The sequence below is a fragment of the Flavobacterium sp. genome (genome assembly GCF_043773265.1).
Taxonomy (GTDB): Bacteria; Bacteroidota; Bacteroidia; order Flavobacteriales; family Flavobacteriaceae; genus Flavobacterium.
Window position 1 is genome coordinate 1 of the sequence record NZ_JAYVFH010000247.1, and the last position, 23,358, is coordinate 23,358.

The window sequence follows — 23,358 nt, forward strand, 5'->3', positions numbered from 1 at the left end:
AAAAGATTGTAACGAAAAGCAGGAAAATGGCTTAAAAACTATAACTACTGACTTGCTCTAAATTATATTTTAAGTAACGCTTTTCCATGTATTAATACATCAGGATTTATAAGTATTATACAAAAAACTCCCGATACAACTAAGAATTTTAGGATGTTGTGTAATTGTAAATATTGTATTTTATTGTTTGCCTTCCAAAGAAAAATGAGAAAGAATATCAGTATAATTAAACTTATGTAAAAATAGATATCCATAAAACCAACATCATAAATTTCAACCAAAAAGTAAACAGGAATAATTGTGAAAATAGTTAAGAATGTGATTGTTTTCTTTGCAAATACTTCTCCAAATTTTACAGGAATAGTTTGGTAATCGTTTGCAATGTCACCTTTAATGTTTTCTAAATCTTTGATTATTTCTCGTATAAGTATTAATAAAAATAAAAATGTAGCATGCGCGAAAATTTGTGGATACAGATTTTTATAGTATAATAGAATTGCAAAAAAAGGTAATACTGCTAAAAGCGATGCTGTTAAATTACCAATTATAGGATATTTTTTTAATTTATGTGAGTAAAACCAAATCATAAAAATATAGACTGAAAAGAATAAAACTGCTCTAATAGATACAAAAAAAGCTATTAATGCTACTGCAAAATTAACAGTAAAATAAACTTGTAATTTTGTTTTTTGGCTAACCAATCTATCTATTCTCGACTTATTTGGACGATTGATTAAATCTTTTTTGCTGTCGTAAAAATTGTTAATGATATAACCAGAAGCTATTGTTAAACTCGAAGCGACAACAATAATAAAAAGATTAAAATCTAGCAAAACAGATAGGGCACCTTTTTCGGGTGCTAAAATAAAAATAGCCGATAAATATTGTGCTAATGCAATTATTGGAATATTATAACCACGAATTACAGAAAACATACTTAAGGTTTTCAATAAATTAAGTTTGGCTTCTCTGCTAAGCATTTTTATATAAATTAGAAATTATAAACTACTTCTAACTTATAATCTTTTAAAGATTTTTTTGCTTTTTCTAAATCTTCTGTAAAACCTAGAATATATCCGCCACCACCAGAACCACAAAGTTTTAAGTAATAATCGTTAGTGTCAATTCCTTTTTGCCAAATTCCATGAAATTTTTCAGGAATCATGGGTTTAAAATTGTTAAGAACTACTTTAGAAAGTTTTTTTGTGTTAGAAAACAATGACTTTAAGTCGCCACCAAGAAAATTTTCTACACATGCATCTGTATGTTTTACAAATTGATTTTTTAACATAGTACGAAAACCTTGATCTTTCAAATTTTCCATAAAAATTGAAACCATTGGAGCCGTTTCGCCCACAATTCCAGAATCTAATAGAAATACAGCACCTTTACCATTTGTGCTTTGAGTTGGAATTCCTGTAGCTTCAATATTGTCTTTGGAATTTATTAAAATAGGTATACTTAAATAACTATTTAATGGATCTAAACCTGAACTTTTTCCATGAAAAAAAGACTCCATTTGTGAGAAAATGTTTTTAAGCTGTAATAATTTTTCTCTTGTTAAATTTTCTAAAACTGTTATTTTATTATCAGCATATTTGTCATAAATAGCAGCAACTAACGCACCACTACTACCAACTCCATATCCTTGAGGAATACTTGAGTCAAAATACATTCCTCGTTCAACATCCGTTTTTAAAACCTCAAGATTAAAAGTAATTAAATCAGATTGTTCCTTTTGTAATTGCTCTAAATAAACAACAAATCTTCTTAAGCTTGCATTAGATTTTATAGCTTCTTCTGAAGGATTTTCTTCCACTTTCAAAGCGCCATTATAAAAATTATATGGAATTGATAAACCTTTAGAATCTTTAATGATTCCGTATTCTCCAAAGAGAAGTATTTTTGAATAAAATAATGGTCCTTTCATATTCTGATTTGAGGTAATGTTAAATTAATTTCTGACTTCCAAAACCAATTTCATCACAAATATACTGACCATTTTGACAATAGCCAACTAATTCGTCCTTAATAAATTGCAAAGTTTCAACTCTAACGTTTTCGGGATATAAAACATGAACATTTGCACCAGCATCTAAAGTAAAACATACAGGAATTTTTGTTTCGTTTCTAAATTTCCAAATTTTATTGATAATTTCTAAAGTATTAGGTTTTATCAAAATAAAATAAGGCATTGATGTCATCATCATAGCATGCAAAGTTAATGCTTCACTTTCTACAATTTTTATAAAATCTTCTAAATTCCCATTCGTTAAAACGCCTTTTATTGTAGATAAATTGTGATACGCCTGTGAAAAACGTTTTTCTGCAAACGGATGATTGTGCATTAAATCATGGCCAACTGTGCTAGAAACTTGTTTTTCTCCTTTATCTACAAGTAAAATAGTATCTTGATAATGATTAAAATTTGAATGAATGTTAGATGAAAAATCAATACCAAATAAATCAGAACTCTCTTTGATTTCCTCATGTTCACCCCAAACAACAACACTTCCTTTAATGCTTCTACAAGCGCTTCCAGAACCTAATCTTGCCAAAAATGATGCTTTTTCATAAAAAAAATCATCAGATATTTCTGGAGTTAAAAGTTTTTCTAAACTCATTATGTTCATTGCCAATGCAGCCATTCCAGAAGCAGAAGATGCTATTCCTGAACTGTGAGGAAAAGTATTCTTAGTATCAATTGTAAAATGATAGTTTTTTATATAAGGACAATATTTTTCAATGCGTTCTAAAAATTTTGAAATTTTTGGTTTAAAATCTTCTTTTGGTTTTCCTTCAAATAATAGATCAAATGAAAACTCTGTAGAATTAAATTTCTTTTCAAACAACAATTTTGTAATTGTTTTACAATTGTTTAACGTAAAACTTATTGACGGATTGGCAGGAATTAGATTATCCTTTTTACCCCAATATTTAACTAAAGCTATGTTGCTTGGTGAACTCCATTCAAAGTTTCCTTTTTCTATAAGTTGATAATTTGGGTTTATAATAAATTCCTTTTCAAAAATCATGTTTAAAAATTTAATAACAAAGATACTTATTTTGCAAAAACTAAACCGTCTTGTTTACTATATTTGTATAAAATTTAAACAAAATGCAAAGAATATTAAGAATAGTTTTAGTTGTAACCACTTGTTTGGTTATTGGTTATTTATCAGGAACTGTTACTAGAGAAAGTATTTTAACATGGTATCCTACAATTATTAAGCCATTTTTTAACCCTCCAAATTGGATTTTTGCTCCAGTTTGGACTGTTTTGTACATAATGATGGGTGTTTCTGGAGGAATGATTTGGAATAGATTAGAGTCTGATAATGAAAATGTAAAAAAAGCATTCTTGTTTTTTATTCTTCAACTAGGATTAAATGCACTATGGTCTTATTTGTTTTTTGGACTTCATAATCCACTTCTAGCTTTAATTGAAATTATTTTATTATGGTTAATTATTTTTGAAACCTATATTCAATTCAAGAAAATTGATAAAATTGCTGGATTTTTATTTATTCCATATCTAGCATGGGTGAGTTTTGCAACTCTTTTAAATGCTAGTATTTATTGGTTAAACAAATAAAAAAAAGCTTTCGTAATGTAACGAAAGCTTTTATTATTATTATCTAGCTATATAAACCCAACCTGTTTTAGTTGTTCCATCAGATTGCTCTGCGGTATAAAAATAAGTTCCGTCTGGAAGTTCATCTCCATTTGAAGTTGTTCCTTTCCATTGATTTGTATAATTTGAAAAGCTATTAATTTTCATTCCATATCTGTTGAATAATTCTAGTTTTACAACATTACATCCATTTAAATTGAAAGTATCATTTAGTCCATCACCATTTGGAGAAATTCCATTTGGAAACATACAATTTGAAATAATTGTAACAGACTCTTCATATTCACATCCATTAGCATCTCTAACTGTTACTATATAATTTCCTGGTGCTAAGTTAGTATAATTAACATTACTAGTAAATGTTCCTCCATTTATACTATATAAATAGGGACTTAATCCGCTTGTAACGCCATTTATTATAATTGAACCTTGTGATGTTTGATTGAATACATCACTTGTTGAAATGTCTAAATCAGTAGGAGTTGGATTAACCACTACTGTTAAACTAACACTAGTAACACATTGACCAATTCCTGGTGTAAATATATAAGTTCCAGTTGTTGTATTACTAACTAATGGTGGCAACCAAGTTCCACTATATCCATTGTTAGATGTTAATGGTAAAATTGGACTTATAGAATTACTACATATTGGAGCAATTGGCGTAAATGTTGGTATATCATTCGGAATAACAGTTATAGAAAGTGTTGTTCCTAATGCACATTGACCAGCATTTGGGGTAAATGTATAAGTTCCTGATATGGTATTGCTAACTAATGAATTCCATGTTCCTGAAACTCCATTTGTAGAAGTTGTTGGTAATATTGGTGCAGTTGCATTTTCACAAATTGGAGCTATAGCATTGAATGTTGGAGTTATATTTGGATTTACCACAACGGTTAATGTAGTTGTTATAGCACATTGTCCAGCATTTGGAGTAAATGTATAAGTTCCTGTTGTAGTATTACTTACAGTCGAATTCCAAGTTCCTAAAATTCCATTAGTCGATATTGTTGGTAATGTTGGTACAGTACCATTTTCACAGATTGGATTAATTACTGTAAATGTTGGAGTAATTGTATCTACAATAATTGTTATTGTTATAGTTGTCGCACATTGACCATTATCAGGATTAAAAGTATAACTTCCAGTTGTTGTATTACTTACAGTTGCAGGATTCCATACTCCTGTAATACCATTATTTGAAGTTGTTGGTAAAATTGGAGAAGTTGAACCATAACAAATATTAGGTATTGTATTAAATGTTGGAGTTATAGTATTAATGTTCACAGTTAATGAAGCAGTTGTTGCACATTGATTTAAATCTGGTGTAAAGGTGTATGTTCCAGCATTTACATTACTAACTAAAGCAGGATTCCAAGTTCCAGTAATTCCATTATTTGAAATTGTTGGTAATGTTGGAGCAGTTGAACCAAAACACACATCTGGAATTGCTGTAAATGTTGGTGTTATTGTATTTACATTTATTATTAATGAAGTTGTAACTGCACACTCACCAACATTTGGCGTAAATGTATAAGTTGCAGAAGCAGTATTACTAACAGTTGCAGGATTCCAAGTTCCAGAAATTCCATTATTAGAAATAGTTGGCAATGTTGGAGCAGTTGAACCATAACACACATCTGGAACTGCATCAAATGTTGGAGTTACATTTGGAGTTACAGTTATATTTAAAGTTACTGTTGTAGCACATTGATTTGCATCAGGAGTAAAAGTATAAGTTCCAGAAGTTGTATTACTAACCGTTGCAGGATTCCAAGTTCCAATGATTCCATTATTAGAAGTAGTTTGTAATGTTGGAGCAGTTGCGTTTTCGCAAATTGCAGCAATTGTATTAAAAGTAGGATTAATTACATTTATATTAATCGTTAATGTTGCAGTTGTAGCACATTGACCAGCATTTGGAGTGAATGTATATGTTCCTGCAGTTGTATTGCTTACAGTTGCAGGATTCCAAGTTCCAATTATTCCATTATTAGAATTAGTTGGCAAAGTTGGAGCAGTTGAACCATAACAAACATCAGCTATTGCAGTAAAAGTTGGTGTTATTATTGGGTTTACAACTATATTTAATGTTGTTGTTATTGCACATTGATTTGCGTCTGGAGTAAAATTATAGGTTCCAGAAGTAGTATTATTTATAGTTGCAGGATTCCAAGTTCCAGTGATTCCATTATTAGATGTTGTAGCTAAAATTGGTGAAGTTGCATTTTCACAAATTGGTGCAATTGTATCAAATGTTGGAGTAACAGCATTTACATTAATAGATAATGTTGTAGTGATTGCACACTGTCCAGCAGTTGGCGTAAAAGTATAAATTCCAGAAGCTGTACTACTAACTGTTGCAGGATTCCAAGTTCCAGTAATTCCATTATTTGAAATTGTTGGTAATGTTGGAGGAGTTGAATTATAACAAACATCTGCAATTGCAGTAAATGTTGGTGTTATTGTATTTACAATTACATTTAAAGTTGCAGTTGTAGCACATTGTCCAATATTTGGAGTAAATGTATAAGTTGCAGAAGCAGTATTACTAACCGTCGCAGGATTCCAAGTTCCAGTAATTCCGTTATTTGAAGTAGTTGGCAATGTTGGAGCAGTTGAACCATAACACACATCTGGAACTGCATCAAATGTTGGAGTTACATTTGGAGTTACAGTTATATTTAAAGTTACAGTCGTAGCACATTGATTTGCATCAGGAGTAAAAGTATAAGTTCCAGAAGTTGTATTATTAACCGTTGCAGGATTCCAAGTTCCAGTGATTCCATTATTAGAAGTTGTTTGTAAGATTGGGACAGATGCATCTCCACAAATTGGTGTAATTGTATTAAATGTTGGAGTTATTGTAGTTACATTAATAGTTATATTTACAATTGGTGCACATTGCCCAGCAGTTGGTGTAAATGTATAGGTTCCGGAAATTGTATTGCTAACAGTTGCAGGATTCCATGTTCCAGTAATTCCATTATTAGATGTTGATTGTAAAATTGGTGCAGTTGAACCATAACAAACATTGGCAATTGCATTGAAAGTTGGCGTTACTGTTGTAACACTAACAGATATTGTTAAAATCGGTGCACATTGATTTGCATTTGGAGTAAAAGTATAAGTTCCAGACGATGTGTTGCTAATTGTAGATGGATTCCAAGTTCCAGTAATTCCATTGTTTGAAATTGTTGATAATGTTGGCACAGAAGAACCATAACAAATTGGATTAATTGGGTCGAATATTGGATTTATTATTATAACTGTTACATTTAAAGTAGCTGTTGTAGCACATTGTCCTGGAGTTGGGGTAAAAGTGTAGGTTGCAGAAGCTGTATTACTAACTGTTGCTGGATTCCAAGTTCCAGTAATTCCGTTATTAGAAGTAGTTGGCAATGTTGGAGCTGTAGTTCCATAACAAACATTAGGTACAGAATCAAAAGTTGGAGTGATATTAGGAGTTACAGTAACATTTAAAGTTGTAATTGTAGCGCATTGTCCTGTAGTTGGAGTAAAAGTATAGGTTCCAGAAGTTGTATTACTAACAGTTGCAGGATTCCAGGTTCCAGTAAATCCATTGATAGAAGTTGTTGGTAAAACTGGAGCAACAGTTCCTGAACAAAAAGGAGGAATATCATTAAATGTTGGTGTTTCATTTGGAATTACAACTACAGAAATTGTTGCAGTTGTTGAACATTGATTTGCATTTGGAGTAAAAGTATAAGTTCCAGAAATTGTATTACTAACTGTAGCAGGATTCCAAGTTCCAGTAATTCCATTGTTTGATGTTGTTTGTAATGTTGGAGCAGTTTGTCCTTGGCAAAAAGGAGTAATAGTATCAAAAGTTGGAGTAATATTAGGATTAACAGTTACATTAATAGTTATTGGTAATGCACATTGTCCTGCATCAGGAGTAAAATCATAAGTTCCTGAAGTTGTATTGCTAACAGTTGCTGGATTCCAAGTACCAGTAATTCCATTGTTAGAAGTTGTATTTAATAGTGGTGCACTATCTCCTTCACAAATAGTAGTAATTATTGTAAATGTTGGAGAGATATTTGGCGTTATTGTTACATTTATTGTTGTAACAATTGCACATTGTCCAGCATCTGGAGTAAATGTATATGATGCAGAAATTGTATTGCTTATTGTTGATGGATTCCAAGTTCCAGTAATTCCATTATTAGAAGTTGAGTTTAAAATTGGAGCTGTTTCCCCAGAGCAAATAGGTGTAATTGTATCAAACACTGGTGTAATTATGTCAACAATAACATTTATTGATGTTGTTGTGGCACATTGTCCAGGATTTGGAGTAAAAGTATAGGTTCCAGAAACTGTATTACTAACTGTTACAGGATTCCAAGTTCCTGTAATTCCATTTGTTGATGTAGTTGGTAAAATGGGTGAAACTGATTGATAACAAACATTCGGAATAGGATCAAATGTTGGTGTAATATTTGGGTTTACAATTACATTTAATGTTGCTGTTAAAGCACATACTCCAAGTGATGGCGTAAAAGTATAAGTTCCAGAAACTGTATTGCTAACTAAAGCAGGATTCCAAGTTCCAGTAATTCCATTTGTAGAACTGGTAGGTAACGTTGGAGCAAGTCCATTTTCGCATATTGGAGTAACTGGATCAAAAGTTGGAATTACATTTGGCGTAACAGTTATTGAAATAGTTAAATTTGTGGCACAAGTTCCAGGTGTATGTGTAAAAATATAATTTCCTGAAGTAGTGTTACTAACTGTTGATGGGTTCCAAGTACCAGTTACACCATTGTTTGATGTTGTTGGTAAAATTGGAGCAGTAGCATTTTCACAAATTGATGATGGAAGTGTAAAAGTTGGATTTACAATTGGTGTAATTGTTATAGTAATTGTCTTTGTCGTGGCACATTGACCGCCGTTTGGTGTAAAAACGTAAGTTCCGTCTGCTATATTACTAACTATTGATGGACTCCAAGTTCCAACAACACCATTGTTAGATGTAGTATTTAATATTGGTAATGCTGAGCCATAACAAATTGATGCAGGTAAACTAAAAACAGGAATAACATTGTTTACAACAAAAATTGTTTGAATAAAAACTTCGGCACATTGACCAGCATTAGGTGTAAAAGTATAAAAGAAAACACCAACGGTTGTGTTATTTACTGTGGCTGGATTCCAAGTTCCAGTAATTCCGTTAGATGATAAATTTGGCAAAAAAGGTGGCGTTCCAAATCTACACAATCCAGGATTTAATCCTTCAAACTCTGGAACGATTTTATCATTAACAGTTAATGTTTGTGTACTTTGCATTGAAGAAACTGCGCCACAAGCATCAGTAACAATTAAAGAATATATTCCAGCAGATGCTAAAGTTGCAACAAAAGTTGGATTTTCAACATTTGATGTATATCCATTTGGTCCAGTCCAAGAATAAGTATAAGGTAAAACACCATTAGCAGGATTAGCCGTAAGTATAACATTAGAATCTTCACAAACATTAGTTGATGAAATAGTTGGACTACATGTTGGATTGGATATCGTGAAATTTGCTTTAAAATTTGCGCCAGCATTATTAATGTTTCTAGTAGTTTCACAAGTTGCTGGTGAGGTGTCAGATCCAGTTAAATCAAAATATATTTCTATAATATAATTACCAGGCAATAAACTGCTAATAAAATTATCAGTTACTGTATAATTTTTCCATTTCTGATCGTTAATAGAACATGGACCAAAACCATCATTAAAAACATTTGTTGTTATATTACAATCAGACACATTTGAAAGAGAAATTGCAGTAAAACTTCCAGATGGAGTTGAACTTACAGGATATACTCTCCAATATAATTTTGTACTACAAACATTGCTTGTAACTGTTTTCCATGTTTTAACTTCTGCTCCAGTAATTCTTGCACAAGTTGAATTCTGACCAAAAACCCCCAAATTTATTCCATCAAAAGATTGCGCGCCAACATTTGGATTTATTTGATTAACTCCAGTGCCAGTCGTGTTGTAAATGGTATTGTTGATTTTTACTCCACTTGCAAAGGCGTCAAAGCCCTGAGATTGAGCTAGTAAAGAAAATAATAATAATCCAAAAATGTAAATATTTTTCATAATAAGTTTGTATTGTAAAAATAATGTATTTAAACAAAAGCTGTGTAAGTCGGTATAGATTTGTGGGCACAAAACGATTGCAAATTAAACCAAAAAACCATGAATTTTTTGCCGATAAAATAAAGTAATCAAGAAAGTTTTTAACAATTTGATTTGTTTTTTTAACAAAAAAAATCCCAATCAATATTTTATTAATTGGGATTTAAATAAGAATGAAATTAATTCTATTTAATCACTAATTTTTTAACTTGTTTCAAGTTATTTTCACTGGTGACTTCAACCATATATACTCCTTTTGAAAGGTCAGATGTATTAATATTTGCTAGATTTGAAGTAAAAGAATGTAATGTTTTAACAACCTTGCCAAGAACATCAAACAATTTTATCCCTTTAATATTTTCTGAATTGTTTTGTAAACTAATTTGAACAAAACCATTTGCAGGATTAGGATACAATAAGAAACTTCCAGATTCAAATGCTAGATTGTTTAAAGTTGTTACAAATTCAGAATTAAAAGTATTAGTTACAATAGCAGGATTTGTATCAAAATATATTGAAGCTGTATTTGGTATAATATCTCCAATTGCAAAGCCAGGTTTTAATTTAATTTTGAAGAAAATATATCCTCTACTTAATTCTGCATTGGCAATTGCTGGTGGCAAATTGATATATTCAAATTTCCAAATTATTTGATTATCTACCCTTTCCATTACATAGTCATGACTTGCACTAATCATTCTTATACTAGTTTCATCTAATTTAGCATCTAGTATATCTTCAACGCTAACAGTTAATGCATTTGCAGTTCCTTCGTTTTGAAAATTAATAGTGTAATATAAATAATCACCTTCGGCAAACTGATTAAATTGTATTTTATCTCCATGTGATTCAGATTTATCATTTGGATCATATGAAGCAACAACAATTTGAGAATTTACGAACGAGTTGTTTGACAAATTAATATCTCCTGATGGCGCAGAAATAGTAGCATTATTTGTTAAAATGTTATTGATGTTCACTGTAGGAATTGAAGGAACACTCATAGTAACATTAAAACTTCGAGTTTCATATGGATTTAAATTTGTAAAATCATAACTAAATCCAGTTGAATTATTTACTATACCAGTTTGCGAAACAGAAGTAATTGTTGTCAAAGGATCTTTAGTGAAAGTTACTGTGCCTGATGCTGTAGCAATACCAAGATTTCTATAAATAACTTTATTTGTATAACTAAATCCAGGTCTTGGCTGTGTTAATGGAACTATAGAAACAGTAACATCATTAAATCCGTTTGTTAATACTATAGGAAAATATATGGTTTGAGTTCCACTACCTAATGCAATGTTTATGTCGTTATAATTAGTAGATGATGCACTAAAATAGGGTGCGTATTCAGAATTTATTTGAAAACTAAAATCATAAGTATTACTAGAATTAGAATCATAAACTGTATAGCTTCCAAAAGGTGACGAAACGTTAGTTATATCTCCAGTATTATTTTGTTGTGAAACAAAAGAGCCATAAGTAAAATTAACTTCTCCAGAATCTTGAACTCCATTGGTATTTAAATCTATGAAGGCAATTAAATCTATTTTATCTGCACATTGTGGTGGTCCAGAAGTAAAACTTCCAGCTTTAATAAATACAGCTGAGTCAAATGCAGAATCACTTCTATCTGCAACAACTAGTTTAATGTGATAAGGATGATTTGGTAAAATAACTGATGATGCTGTCATTTCAACTGTTTGACCATTAAAATTAGTTGCCGAAGAATAATTTAAACCTCCAGTAAAATAAGTACCAAAGAAATCTGGATTTACCGATGAGCAACTAGTATTAAAAGCTTCATCTCTAATTGTAACTACAGAAATTGGAGCAACAGTTCCTGGAACTACAGCTAAATTAGTTGTAACTCCAGTTTCAATATCAGTAAGTAAAAAAGCAAATGCATCAGAATAAGTGCATTGAAACGCTCCATATTCATCTGATGCAAATAAGAAATTAAAACTCATAAATTCATTTAAACTTGTAAAGTCAAATTCTAATTTTGTAGCGTTTTGAGAATTCATCGCAGAGCCAGTTCCGGCCAATACAATAGATTCTAGTTGAGTATCTCCAAGCCATGATGAATTTCCATCACTTAATATTGATGAGTTTGGGCCAGGAACATTTGCAACACTACCAGTTGATAATACAATTCCAGATGTTAAAGGAAACGTTGGATTTGTATTTGTAAAATAACCAATTCCATTTGTTGTAGTGCCAAAATTTGTTCCAGTACTAGATGTTACATTTGAAATAGTAATACAAGGATTGTTTACTAATACATTAGAAACTAATTGTGAATTTGTATAAGTTGTAGAATTAGTAACTAATGGAGGTAAAGCAACATAAGGAGTAAAAGCATACGGAACTGACCAATTACTTATATAACCAACTCCACAAATTGCCCTTACATAAAATTGATAATTTGTTCCTAAAATTAATCCAGTTGCTGTATAATTATTTACATTAACAAATGTTCCAACCGTTGTACTAGTTGGAGCAACTGAACCCGCAGTTAAAACTAGTACTTCCCACTGAGTTGAAACTCCTGCTGACCATGCTAAAACTGCGCTAGAATCAGTAACACTATTTGTTGTAATTGATGTTGGAGTTACACAAGATGATGTAGTGAATGTAGAAATAGTAGACCAATTGCTAAAACTTGAAGCAGAACATATTGATCTAACAAAAACACTATATGTTGTACTTGATGTTAATCCAGTTATTAAATATGGATTAGTAGAAGTTAATATTCCAGTTGAAGCTGATGTTGGAGCAAGCATGGATGATGGCTGAACAATAATTTCCCATTGTGATGAAGTATTATTTTCTGTCCAACTAACAGTAGCGCTGTTATAAGTTGTATTCGAAATAACAACATTTGTTGGTTTATAACAAAATGTAAAATTTCCACAAATTACATCAGCAACCCAACCTGGTTTGTTTACAGAGGCATCACTTCTAAATCTAAAGGTTAAACATCCATTAGTACTTGTTGAAGTAAAAACTTCCGGAATATTTGTGCCCCAATAAGCTCCAGCTAATCCACCTGGAACACTTCCAGCAGGATTTAAACTCGAAATTTGTGGTGCTGTAATTGAATTTCCATCATAAACATATAATCCATCCCAATTTGTTTCGGTATCAAATGAATTGAAAACAACATTTACTACTTCACCAGCAATTGTTGGACAAATCACATAAGTATTGTCTGAACCACTTGCATAATTCGAATTTGCACCACCATTATCAATAAATTGTTCGCCACATATAGGATTTACTATTGGTAATGATGTTGTTGTTATAGATAATCCAACTGACCAAGCACTTAATTCGGTTGATGCAGTATTACATAATGACCTAACATATAATTTATAACATGTTAATGGATTCAAACTATTTATACTAACTGAATTTGAGGTTGTAACAGAACCAGTAGTTGTAGCTGTTGGTGCAATTGCTGTACATGGCAAAACTAAATATTCCCATGATGTTGCTGAACCAATTTCTGTCCAGGCAAAATTTACAGAGTTTGATGTAAGTGTATTTGAAGTTAATGTTGTTGGAGTTGGACACAATATTAATGTAGTTGCGGTTGTAATATTTGACCATAAACTAACATCAGTTGCAGAGCATAAAGATCTAACAAAGAAATTATAACAAGTAGCAGAATTTAATCCGGTAATTACATATGGATTTGCAGTAGTAATTGTTCCAACTGATGTTGCTGTAGGAACACTTCCGCATGGTAAAGCAATTACTTCCCATTGATTTGCATTTCCAGTTTCTAACCATCCAATTACAACAGAGTTTGATGTAATGTTTGATAAATTTACAGATAATGGTTTAGGACAAGTTGTTGCTGCAGCACAAGTTATGTTTGCAATCCAACCAGCTTGATTTACGGAACCATCAGAAGTAAATACAAATGTTAAACAACCACTAGAATTACTTGCAGTATAAGCCGAAGGCAAAACACTTCCAGTTAAATTAGCAATTAATGGAGCTGTTGCTGATGTTCCATCATAAATTTTTAATCTATCAAAATTAGTTTCTAATGCAAATGAAGTAAAAGTAACAGTAACATATTCTCCAGGATTATTAGGACAAATAGTTGTAGTAACGTTTGAGAAATTAGCATAATTAGCATTTGGTCCAGCAGCATCAGTAAAAGTCCCACCACAAACAGGTGTAGATTGAGCAGATGTAACTATTGTTGCAAAAAATAAAGCAAATAAAGTTAATAGTAATTGTTTTTTCATGTTTGGTTTGATTTATAGAGCTCCAAATATAATTGATTTTTAGTTACTTGCGCAAGAAAAATAGTATTATTTTCACTAAACAGCTTTAGCCACAATAAAACCGCTAGTCCAAGCATTCTGAAAATTAAAACCGCCAGTTATAGCATCAATATTTACAATTTCGCCTGCAAAAAATAAATTTTCGTGTAATTTGCTTTCCATAGTTTTAAAATTTATTTCTTTTAAATCTATTCCGCCAGCAGTTACAAATTCTTCTTTAAATGTGCTTTTTCCGTTAACTTGAAATTCGCCATTTGTGAGTTGATTGGCTAAATTTACAAGCTGATTTTTGGTTAAATCTGCCCATTTTGTTTCGAATTCAATAGTTGAAGCCAAAACCAAACTTTCCCACAACCTATTAGGAAATTCAAAAGGTGACTTCTTTGAAACTGCTTTTTTAGAATGTTCTTGTTTGAGTTCTTTAAGTTTTTCAAGAGTTTCCTCAAATGTTAAATCGTTTAACCAATTAACTTGCAAGGTAAATTGATACTTTTTTTCTGCCAAAATTCTTGCACCCCAAGCCGAAAGCCGTAAAATTCCTGGGCCAGACATTCCCCAATGTGTTATCAATAATGGTCCGGAAGATTCCAATTTAGTATTTTTTACTTTTACAGATGCAAATGCCGATAATCCCATTAAATCTTTGATGCGATTGTCCTTTATATTAAAGGTGAAAAGTGATGGAACAGCTTCAATAATGGTATGTCCAATATTAGATAACATTTCCCAAATTTTTGGATTACTTCCTGTGGTTAGAATTAATTTTTGACAAGCAAAATTTTCTGAATTGGTTTCCACTTTCCAATAATTTCCTTCTAAAGTTTCAGATTTAAAAAGAGATTGCACACTTTGATTTATTAAAATATCGATGCCAAGTTTCTTTGCAGCATCTTGAAAACAATCTATAATAGTTTGCGATGAATCAGATATTGGAAACATTCTGCCATCATCTTCAATTTTGAGTTCAACTCCTTTTTTTTCAAACCAATCTATAGTATCGCCAGAACAAAATTGATGAAATGGACCACGCAATTCTTTTTCTCCTCGAGGATAAAACTTCACTAAATCATTTGGAATAAAACAGGCGTGAGTAACATTGCATCGTCCGCCACCAGAAATTCTAACTTTTGTTAAAACTTCTTTTCCGCGTTCGAGAATGGCAACTTTTAATTTCGAATTTTTCTCAACTATATTTATTGCTGTAAAAAAACCTGCTGCGCCAGCACCAACTATGATTATATCGTATTTTGAATTCATTAGTTTTTTTAACCATTAAGTAAAACTCTGTTTTTTGTCATTTCGACGAAGGAGAAATCACATACCCTTGATAATTTGATGAGATTTTTCCTTCGTCAAAATGACAAACGTAAATTTAAATCTTATCAGGAAAATCAGAAATTATTCCGTCTACATTTAAAGATTTTACAAAGGTAATGTCTTCGGATGAATTTACTGTCCAAGGAAAAATTTTAAATCCGTTTTCGTGAATGAGTTTCACATTTCCAACATTTAATAACTTGAAATACGGATTTATAGAATGAGCTTTTATTTTTTTAGCGAATAGCAATGCTTCTTCGACAGAATATTCGGTTAATATGCCGAGTTGCAATTTTGGTTTTACCTTTGAAATATCTTTCAAAATTGTCCATTCAAAACTTGAAATCTGAAATAAATTCTTGTTCCAATTCTTTTCTGTAATGTACTTTTGAATTAATTCTACAACAAATTTTGTTGCTTTGTTATCTTTGATTTCAATATTTACAAAGCATTTTTTATCAATCAAATCAAAAACTTTTTCTAAAGTTGGAATGTTTAATTTATTTAATTCAGATGAGGTAAAATCGTTTACATAACCTTTTTTCGAAGTAGTTTTATCGATAGTTTCATCGTGAATTACCATTACTTTTCCATCAGATGACAAATGAACATCGAGTTCAATACCATCAACTTTTAAATCAAGTGCTTTTTCAAATGATGCTAATGTATTTTCGGCAACATATCCTTTGGCACCACGATGACCTATTTTTAAGATTTTATTCATTTTTAAACCATCAAGAATTTGAATTTTTTAATTTTCAATTTTTCTCCAACAATAAAATTCCAAATTCACTATCAATTGAAACTTTTCCATCAACTACAATTGCAGTTTTCCCTGAGTAAGCATCTTTAATAGTAGTTCCATTTTTAAATAAATTTTCAACAGAAATTTCTTTTTTTCCAAGAGGTAAATCCAAGCCAACAACTACAACATCATTATAATTGTCTTTTGAATAAATTCGTCCAAAAACATATTGATTTCCTAAAGAAATTTGTTTGTGAATTCCTGCTCCAATTGCTAGATGATTGCGTCTAAATTGACCTAATTTTTGATAATGATTTAATAATTTAAAAGTCATTTTGTTGGTTTTCAAATCATCCCAATTCATAAAAGAACGCAATGTAGCATCGCCTTGGGTGTCTTCTATTTCAAGTGAACGAGCCAATTCATCACCATAATAAACTTGCGAAATTCCTGGTGTAAGCAATAATTTTGTTCCTGCTTCAAATGTTTTTTCGCGTTTTTTATCAAACGGATAACCATCATCGTGAGAAGTGGTGTAATTCATAACCGTTTTTCCTTTTAAATCAGATTGCAAAATATCTGAATATTTAGAAAATAATAGTTCATAATTCATTTTAGCTTCATTTCTAAAATCGAAATTGATTAAAGCTGTAAAACCATTATCAAAATAATTTACTTTTTTATCTCCAAAATCATAAAGTAATTTGTTGCCAATATTATATCCGTAAACTTCTCCAACAGTAAAAAATGGATTATCATCTAACACTTTTTTTGGATTTTTCTGTTTAAAATCTGTAAAAGCTAAATCGCAAACATTTTTAAATTCTTTCCATACATTTTCGGTGGTATGCTTTGCAGTATCAACTCGATAACCATCAATTCCATAATCAGAAATATAATCAGAAAGCCATTTCATTATATAAAATCGTGGAGCTCTTGGATAACCAGTTTTTTTAAAAAACGTGTCTAATTCTTTTAGTTCTTCATCGTAACGACCTTCTTTTTTCCATTTTTCGATTAAAAAAGTTGGTAATTCTACAGCTTCATTACTTTCGGTTTTTACATCAGGAAGATTTTCAACCAAGGTACAATTGATGTATGTATCATACGATTTATAATTGCATTTTGGTGAAGTGCGAACCCAATCATTTGGATAAACCGAATCTTCAGTAGTAACTGGTCCAGTGTGATTGATAACTGCATCAAGCATAATTCTAATGCCTTTTGCGTGTGCTTTTGCAACTAATTCTGCCAAATCTTTTTTGGTTCCAAAACTTGGATCTAACGCACTCCAATCTCGTGTCCAATATCCATGAAAACCATAAGAAAATCCAGTTCCTTCATCAACGCCATCGTGAATTTGCTCTACAACTGGTGTCATCCAAAGTACATTTATTCCTAAATTTTCAAAATATCCTTCGTCAAGTTTTTGAATAATTCCACGAATATCGCCACCTTCAAAACCACGTAATTTTCCTGTTGGTTTGTTGCGATTGTAGTTTAAATCGTTGGTTTTATCGCCATTTTGAAATCTATCGGTTAAAAGAAAATAAACGTTGGCATTTTCCCAAACAAAAGGAGTTTTTGTTGCTGCTGTATTTGATTCTTGAATTGTTGTTTTTTTTGAACAACAACCCGAAAACAGTAATGAAATTGAAAATAGAATTAGAATTTTTTTCATTTTTAAAAAGTAATAACAATGTTGGTTTTATAACTAGTATGTGAATAATTCAGTTGTAATATTTTAGTTTTTTTATCAAATTTAGATGTTACTAAAGTATCATTAATTTTTATAGATTTTGGTTTTTTTGTAAAATTATAAAAATATATAATACCGTTTTTACCTTTTGAAAGTAATTCTTGATTGTTTGTTTTACTTTCTAAATTTATTGAAAAAATATTTTTTATCAACTCAGTTGAACAAGTTAAAATTTCGTGATTATCTATATTGTTTTCAGCATTTGGAGTTTTTCCATCATCAAAATAGAATTCTCTTTCGCTTGATTGTTTTCCTTCATAATAGAAATGTAAATCTAAATCGGAATTGGAATATAAAGTTGTATTCTGAACCAACTTTGTCAAAGGATAAAATACATTGCCACGTACAAAAGTTGGAATATAATCTTGGTTAACTTTTAAAGTTGTAGTTGTTCCTCCAATATATTTTTTACCAGTATAAAAATCAAACCAATTACTGTTGTTTGGAAAATACATTTCGGTTTCTTTTATTCCAGCTTTGATTATTGGTTTTACTAATAAATCTTTTCCCCAAAGGTATTCTTCTGAACTTGTTTGTAATTTTAAATTGCTAGGTTCGTCAAAAAATAATGGTCTCATTAATGGAATTCCGTTTTGCGAATTTTGATAAGCTAATGTATAATTATAAGGAAGCATCTGGTAACGTAATTCGACTAATTTTTTGGCTTTTGCCATTGTTACTATGTCTTTTTTGGCAACTTCAGAGGCAACTGCTTCGTGTGCATGCGGACGAAATATTGGGTTGAAAACGCCATATTGCAACCAACGTAAATACAATTCGTTATCAAAATAATCGCCTGCAAAACCTCCAAGATCAGAGTGCATATAGCCAATTCCTTGCATTCCCATTTGAAGCGCAACTTCCATTTGTCCAGATAAACCATCCCAACTTCTAGACACATCACCACTCCAAGGAATCATTCCAAATCGTTGAGAACCAGAATATCCAGCTCGCATTAAAATAAATGGTCTTTGATTAGGAAAATCATTTTTATAACCATCGGCAATAAGTTTTGCCCAGTTGTGACCATAAATATTGTGAATTTCATCAGCTTTTCCTCCAAAAGTCAACACGTTTGATGGCATTGCTTCGGGTTCGCCCAAATCACCCCAAAGTCCGGCAACTCCTTGATTGATTAATTTTTTATAGACATTCCAAAACCATGTTTTTCCTTCGGGTTTCCATATATCAATAATTCCTGAATTTCCAAAATAAAAATCAAATTTTGCAGGATTTCCTAATTTGTCGGTGGCTAGAATTTTTTTATCAATTGCTTCATTCCATTTTGTTGAAGTTGTTAAAATAAATGGTTCGGTAATGAGAATTGTTTTGATGTTTTTAAAATTCAAATCGGCAATCATTTTATCTGGATTAGGAAAATTATCTTTGTCCCAATCGAGATTTCCTAAGGTGTGCTGAACAGTTTTTCCGAACCAATATAAATCTAGAATAATGGCATCAACAGGGATTTTATTTTCTTCAAATTTCTTGATTGTACTTTCTACTTCGTCTTGATTATGATACCCAAATCGTGAAGATAAATTGCCAAATGCCCAACGTGGCGGTAATGGTTGTTTTCCTGTTAAATCGGTGTAATATTTTACTAAACCTTCCCAAGAATCACCAACTATTACTTGATAGGTTTTTCGTCCAGAAATGGTTTCGTAAGCAATTGTATTGTCTTTTTTGGAATCTAAATCTAAATATCCAATGGCTGGATTGTCAAAATGCACAGCATATAGTTTGGATGATAAAACTAATGGAATACAAAAATTCATCAACTCGGCACGATTTCCATAGCCATATTGAGCACGATTATAAAGTTGTAATCTATTGCCACGTCGATTCATACCAAGAACTCTTGCTCCGCCACCATAAAGAACTTCGTCAGCTGTAATATTGAAATCGATTACTTCGGTCGAATCTTTTTTGGTGTAGCCGTTTTTTTCAGATAAAAATTCGATATCATTTTTTAAATAAGAAATTTTAAATGGATTAAATTCGATGTGAATTTTTAAAGTTTTTGAACTTATTTCCAAAAAATTACTTTCGTTTGTAGTGTATTGAATATCGAGAACATTGGTTTCTAAAACTACTGCATGCGAAATAGGATTATAGATTTCGCCATTTGGAATAAATGTAGTTTGGGCAATATTGTCTGAAATTAATTTAATTTGATAATTTCCATCGGTAACTTTTACATTTAAAAAATTGGTTTCCCAACTGTGCGAAATGTATTTTCGAGTTGCATTTTGTGCAAATGAAATTGATGTAATTAATAATAAGATAAGTAATTTTTTCATTTGTATTTTATTTATTCAAACCACGAAGGTTTTTTAAACCTTTGAGGTTATGTATTCGTTTTAAATTTTGATCATTTTCTAAACATAAATTCTAAGGGAATGTGAATTCGGTTTTGCCATGAAGCTTCCGAATGATTTTCGCCTTCAAATTTTAGGTTTTTGTAATTTTCTGTTGTATATCCTTTTGTTTGTAAAACTTCATCAACCCGATATGCATATTTTATATAACCTGCATCAATGGTTTCAGTTCCATAATCGAAATAGATTTTGTGATTTTTTGGATTTGGTAATTTTTTCATCATATATCTAAAAAAACTTTCTGGAATTGGGTTTTTTTCAAAATCTTTTACCCCAATCCAATGTGTTGAAAGGCAAGCTGCACTACCAAATATTTTTGGATATTCGCAAATGGCATACATTGATATTAAGCCACCCATGCTAGAACCCATTATTGCTGTATGTTTTGCATCGGTATAAACCGAATAATATTTGTCTATAAAAGGTTTTAATTCTTTAACTATAAATTTTAAATAATTATCAGAATTAATTTCTTTTAAAGAGATGCTTCTATTGACTTTTTTTGCTTCAGTTTGTACTTTTTCTTGGTCTGATTTGGTTAGTAGATTAAATGGTTTTTTGGGATATAAATCAGTATAACGAAGATCTGGTATGTTCCAAATAGCTACAACAATTATATCTTCAATTTTATTTTCTAAATTCAGTTTTGTAACAACTTCGTCAACCATCCATTCTTGTTTGTTCCAAGTTGTGTTTGGGTCAAAAAGCATTTGACCATCGTGCATATACAAAACGCTATATTTTTTATTTTTAGAATAATTACTTGGCAACCAAACATCTACAGTTCTAGGAGTAATATATTTAGATGGAAAAATATCGGTTCGATAAATTGTGCCTTGAAATTTTTCTATATCTATTAATTGATAACTTTCAATTTCTTTTTGTGCAAACGAAATGGATGTAATTAATAAAAGAAAGAGTAGTTTTTTCATCAATAATTTTTTTTGTAAGTTTTAAACCTCAAAGGTTTTAAAAACCTTTGAGGTTTGATTAATTGTCATTTTATTTCAATTCCAATATTAAAACCGATTTCCCTTCAATTTCAATGTCGTTTTTTAAATCAAATGATTTTTCTGATAAAACATCTTTTCCTAAATTATAGTTTTTGATGCTTTCTTTAAATTGATCAATTTTTAATTTGTGTTTGTCTGTATCATTGTTCAACACAACCATTACACTTTGTTTATCATTAAATCTAAAATAGGTGTATACATTGTTATCTGGAATGTAATGCATCATTTTTCCAGAATGTATTACTTCTTTGGATTTTCTCCAATTGAATAATTTAGCTGTAAAATCGTGGTATTTTTTTTGTTCTTCTGTTCTTCCAGATGCAGTAAAAGCATTATTTGTATCGCCATTCCATCCGCCAGGAAAATCTTGACGAATATCGGCATCGCCAAATTTATCTTTATTGCCTTTCATTCCAATTTCTGAACCATAATAAATTTGCGGAATTCCTCTAACTGTTGCAATTAATGTTATTGCCATCTGGTATTTTTTGAAATCGTTTTTGTAAATTTCGTTAAATCGTTGTGTATCATGATTTTCGATAAAAGTCATTATACTATTTGGGTTTGGATACAGAAAATCATTAGTAAAATTTTCGTAAACCTTAACCATTCCTTTGTCCCAACTTGCTTTATCTTCATTAAAAACTTGACTTATTGCATCGTGTAACGTAAAATCCATTACACTTGGTAAATAGGAATTGTAATTTTGAATTGCGCCAATTTTACTGTCTTTTTGCCAATATGCCATTTGTGCTTGGTTGTGCATCCAAACTTCGCCAACTATATTAAAATTAGGATATTCATCGGCTATTTCTTTGGTCCATTTAGAGATTCCTACTTTGTCATTATAAGAATACGTATCTACTCGAAAACCATCTAAATCGGCAAATTCTATCCACCAAATTGCATTTTGGGTTAAATAATTTAATACTAAAGGATTAGACTGGTTTAAATCGGGCATTGATTTTACAAACCAACCGTCCATACAATTTTTGGCATCAATTGCCGAAGCGTTTTGGTCAAATTGTGTGGTCATTCTGTAATTAGATTGTGAAAAACCTGGAAATTGATGAATCCAATCATAAGTAGGTAAATCTTTTATCATCCAATGTTGCCATCCCCAATGATTGGTTACATAATCCATAATGTTTTTCATGCCACGTTGGTGTAATTCTGCTGATAATTTGGCATAATCATCATTGGATCCGTAACGAGGATCTACTTTGTAAATATCAGATTGACCGTAACCGTGATAGGAATATCTTTCATCATTATCTTCATTTAAAGGTGTTGGCCAAAGCGCAGTAATTCCTAATGATTTTAAATAATCTAGATTTTTTATAATTCCATCTATATCGCCGCCATGACGTCCACCTGGAAGTTCACGATTTCCTTTTTCTGTAACCAATTTATCGCTGTCGTTGTTTGGATTACCGTTAGCAAATCGATCGGGCATAATTAGATAAATTACATCGGATGCATCAAAACTTTTTCTGTTTTTTGAGTTTTCTTTTCTGTTTTTCAAAGAATATTTTTGTGTAAACGAATTTTTTCCGTTTTTAAAAGTGAAAACAAAATCTTGTGATACGAGATTTTTGGTATCAATTGTAACAAAAAGATAATTGGGATTTTCGGTTTTCTGAATTCCTTTAATGATAATTCCATTGTTAACAGAAACTTCATTTTGAGTAATGTTTTTTCCGTAGAACATAATTTGTACACTTGATAAATTCATATCGCTCCACCAAAATGGAGGTTCTACTTTTTCGATTTGCGCGAAAGATGAAATTGAGATTAATAAAAAAAGAAGTAGTTTTTTCATTGTTTTCTATTTATTTTAGTTAAACCTCAAAGGTTTTTAAAACCTTTGAGGTTTGGTATTTTATTTTAGTTAATCCTTAAAGTTTTTAAAACCTTTGAGGTTTTGTATTTTATTTTGTATTTTATTTTAGTTAAACCTCAAAGGTTTTCAAAACCTTTGAGGTTTGTTATTTTATTTGAATTTTTATTGTTAAACCTCAAAGGTTTTTTAATTGGAAAATAAAT

Annotated in this window: 12 protein-coding genes; 1 reads left to right on the top strand and 11 read right to left on the bottom strand. The window is 30.8% G+C overall.

Annotation, left to right across the window (positions count from 1 at the left end; translation table 11 throughout):
- Nucleotides 1-62 precede the first annotated feature (62 nt).
- From ACH2BO_RS13230 to ACH2BO_RS13240, 3 genes are read right to left on the bottom strand one after another with little or no spacing between them, the layout of a single operon-like run.
- Nucleotides 63-980, bottom strand: a complete 918-nt coding sequence (locus tag ACH2BO_RS13230; RefSeq protein ID WP_395045205.1) for a geranylgeranylglycerol-phosphate geranylgeranyltransferase — start codon at nt 978-980, stop codon at nt 63-65.
- Between the two features lie 11 nt (nt 981-991).
- Nucleotides 992-1,930 (bottom strand): mevalonate kinase, encoded by a 939-nt coding sequence (locus ACH2BO_RS13235; protein ID WP_395045206.1) that lies wholly within the window; start codon nt 1,928-1,930, stop codon nt 992-994.
- A gap of 19 nt (nt 1,931-1,949) precedes the next feature.
- Nucleotides 1,950-3,035 carry a diphosphomevalonate/mevalonate 3,5-bisphosphate decarboxylase family protein gene (locus tag ACH2BO_RS13240; protein WP_395045207.1) on the bottom strand — a complete coding sequence of 362 codons (1,086 nt, stop codon included), beginning with the start codon at nt 3,033-3,035 and terminating at the stop codon, nt 1,950-1,952.
- An 83-nt stretch (nt 3,036-3,118) separates the two neighbouring features.
- Between ACH2BO_RS13240 and ACH2BO_RS13245 the strand changes: the two genes are divergently transcribed.
- Nucleotides 3,119-3,595: a TspO/MBR family protein gene (locus ACH2BO_RS13245; RefSeq protein WP_395045208.1), complete on the top strand. Its 477-nt coding sequence runs from the start codon at nt 3,119-3,121 to the stop codon at nt 3,593-3,595.
- Between the two features lie 39 nt (nt 3,596-3,634).
- Here ACH2BO_RS13245 and ACH2BO_RS13250 read toward each other — a convergent pair whose 3' ends face one another.
- From ACH2BO_RS13250 to ACH2BO_RS13285, 8 genes are all read right to left on the bottom strand, one after another.
- Nucleotides 3,635-9,751: a gliding motility-associated C-terminal domain-containing protein gene (locus ACH2BO_RS13250; protein ID WP_395045209.1), complete on the bottom strand. Its 6,117-nt coding sequence runs from the start codon at nt 9,749-9,751 to the stop codon at nt 3,635-3,637.
- A 224-nt stretch (nt 9,752-9,975) separates the two neighbouring features.
- Nucleotides 9,976-14,058: a choice-of-anchor L domain-containing protein gene (locus tag ACH2BO_RS13255; protein WP_395045210.1), complete on the bottom strand. Its 4,083-nt coding sequence runs from the start codon at nt 14,056-14,058 to the stop codon at nt 9,976-9,978.
- Nucleotides 14,059-14,133: 75 nt separating this feature from the next.
- A complete protein-coding gene (locus tag ACH2BO_RS13260; RefSeq protein ID WP_395045211.1) occupies nt 14,134-15,354 on the bottom strand; it encodes an NAD(P)/FAD-dependent oxidoreductase in 1,221 nt (406 codons plus the stop codon).
- Between the two features lie 115 nt (nt 15,355-15,469).
- Nucleotides 15,470-16,138 carry a glycerophosphodiester phosphodiesterase gene (locus ACH2BO_RS13265; RefSeq protein ID WP_395045212.1) on the bottom strand — a complete coding sequence of 223 codons (669 nt, stop codon included), beginning with the start codon at nt 16,136-16,138 and terminating at the stop codon, nt 15,470-15,472.
- A 34-nt stretch (nt 16,139-16,172) separates the two neighbouring features.
- A complete protein-coding gene (locus ACH2BO_RS13270; RefSeq protein WP_395045213.1) occupies nt 16,173-17,840 on the bottom strand; it encodes an alpha-amylase family glycosyl hydrolase in 1,668 nt (555 codons plus the stop codon).
- Nucleotides 17,841-17,842: 2 nt separating this feature from the next.
- Nucleotides 17,843-20,221 (bottom strand): TIM-barrel domain-containing protein, encoded by a 2,379-nt coding sequence (locus tag ACH2BO_RS13275; RefSeq protein WP_395045214.1) that lies wholly within the window; start codon nt 20,219-20,221, stop codon nt 17,843-17,845.
- Nucleotides 20,222-20,292: 71 nt separating this feature from the next.
- A complete protein-coding gene (locus tag ACH2BO_RS13280) occupies nt 20,293-21,231 on the bottom strand; it encodes an alpha/beta hydrolase (protein WP_395045215.1) in 939 nt (312 codons plus the stop codon).
- 70 nt (nt 21,232-21,301) lie between these two features.
- Nucleotides 21,302-23,134 (bottom strand): glycoside hydrolase family 13 protein, encoded by a 1,833-nt coding sequence (locus tag ACH2BO_RS13285; protein WP_395045216.1) that lies wholly within the window; start codon nt 23,132-23,134, stop codon nt 21,302-21,304.
- Nucleotides 23,135-23,358: the final 224 nt, after the last annotated feature.

Bases quoted from the DNA above. Each gene is read 5' to 3' on its own strand.
- ACH2BO_RS13285 (WP_395045216.1), bottom strand. From the start codon at position 23,134: ATGAAAAAACTACTTCTTTTTTTATTAATCTCAATTTCATCTTTCGCG.
- ACH2BO_RS13270 (WP_395045213.1), bottom strand. From the start codon at position 17,840: ATGAAAAAAATTCTAATTCTATTTTCAATTTCATTACTGTTTTCGGGT.
- ACH2BO_RS13230 (WP_395045205.1), bottom strand. From the start codon at position 980: ATGCTTAGCAGAGAAGCCAAACTTAATTTATTGAAAACCTTAAGTATG.
- ACH2BO_RS13250 (WP_395045209.1), bottom strand. From the start codon at position 9,751: ATGAAAAATATTTACATTTTTGGATTATTATTATTTTCTTTACTAGCT.
- ACH2BO_RS13265 (WP_395045212.1), bottom strand. From the start codon at position 16,138: ATGAATAAAATCTTAAAAATAGGTCATCGTGGTGCCAAAGGATATGTT.
- ACH2BO_RS13240 (WP_395045207.1), bottom strand. From the start codon at position 3,035: ATGATTTTTGAAAAGGAATTTATTATAAACCCAAATTATCAACTTATA.
- ACH2BO_RS13275 (WP_395045214.1), bottom strand. From the start codon at position 20,221: ATGAAAAAATTACTTATCTTATTATTAATTACATCAATTTCATTTGCA.
- ACH2BO_RS13260 (WP_395045211.1), bottom strand. From the start codon at position 15,354: ATGAATTCAAAATACGATATAATCATAGTTGGTGCTGGCGCAGCAGGT.
- ACH2BO_RS13235 (WP_395045206.1), bottom strand. From the start codon at position 1,930: ATGAAAGGACCATTATTTTATTCAAAAATACTTCTCTTTGGAGAATAC.
- ACH2BO_RS13245 (WP_395045208.1), top strand. From the start codon at position 3,119: ATGCAAAGAATATTAAGAATAGTTTTAGTTGTAACCACTTGTTTGGTT.
- ACH2BO_RS13255 (WP_395045210.1), bottom strand. From the start codon at position 14,058: ATGAAAAAACAATTACTATTAACTTTATTTGCTTTATTTTTTGCAACA.
- ACH2BO_RS13280 (WP_395045215.1), bottom strand. From the start codon at position 21,231: ATGAAAAAACTACTCTTTCTTTTATTAATTACATCCATTTCGTTTGCA.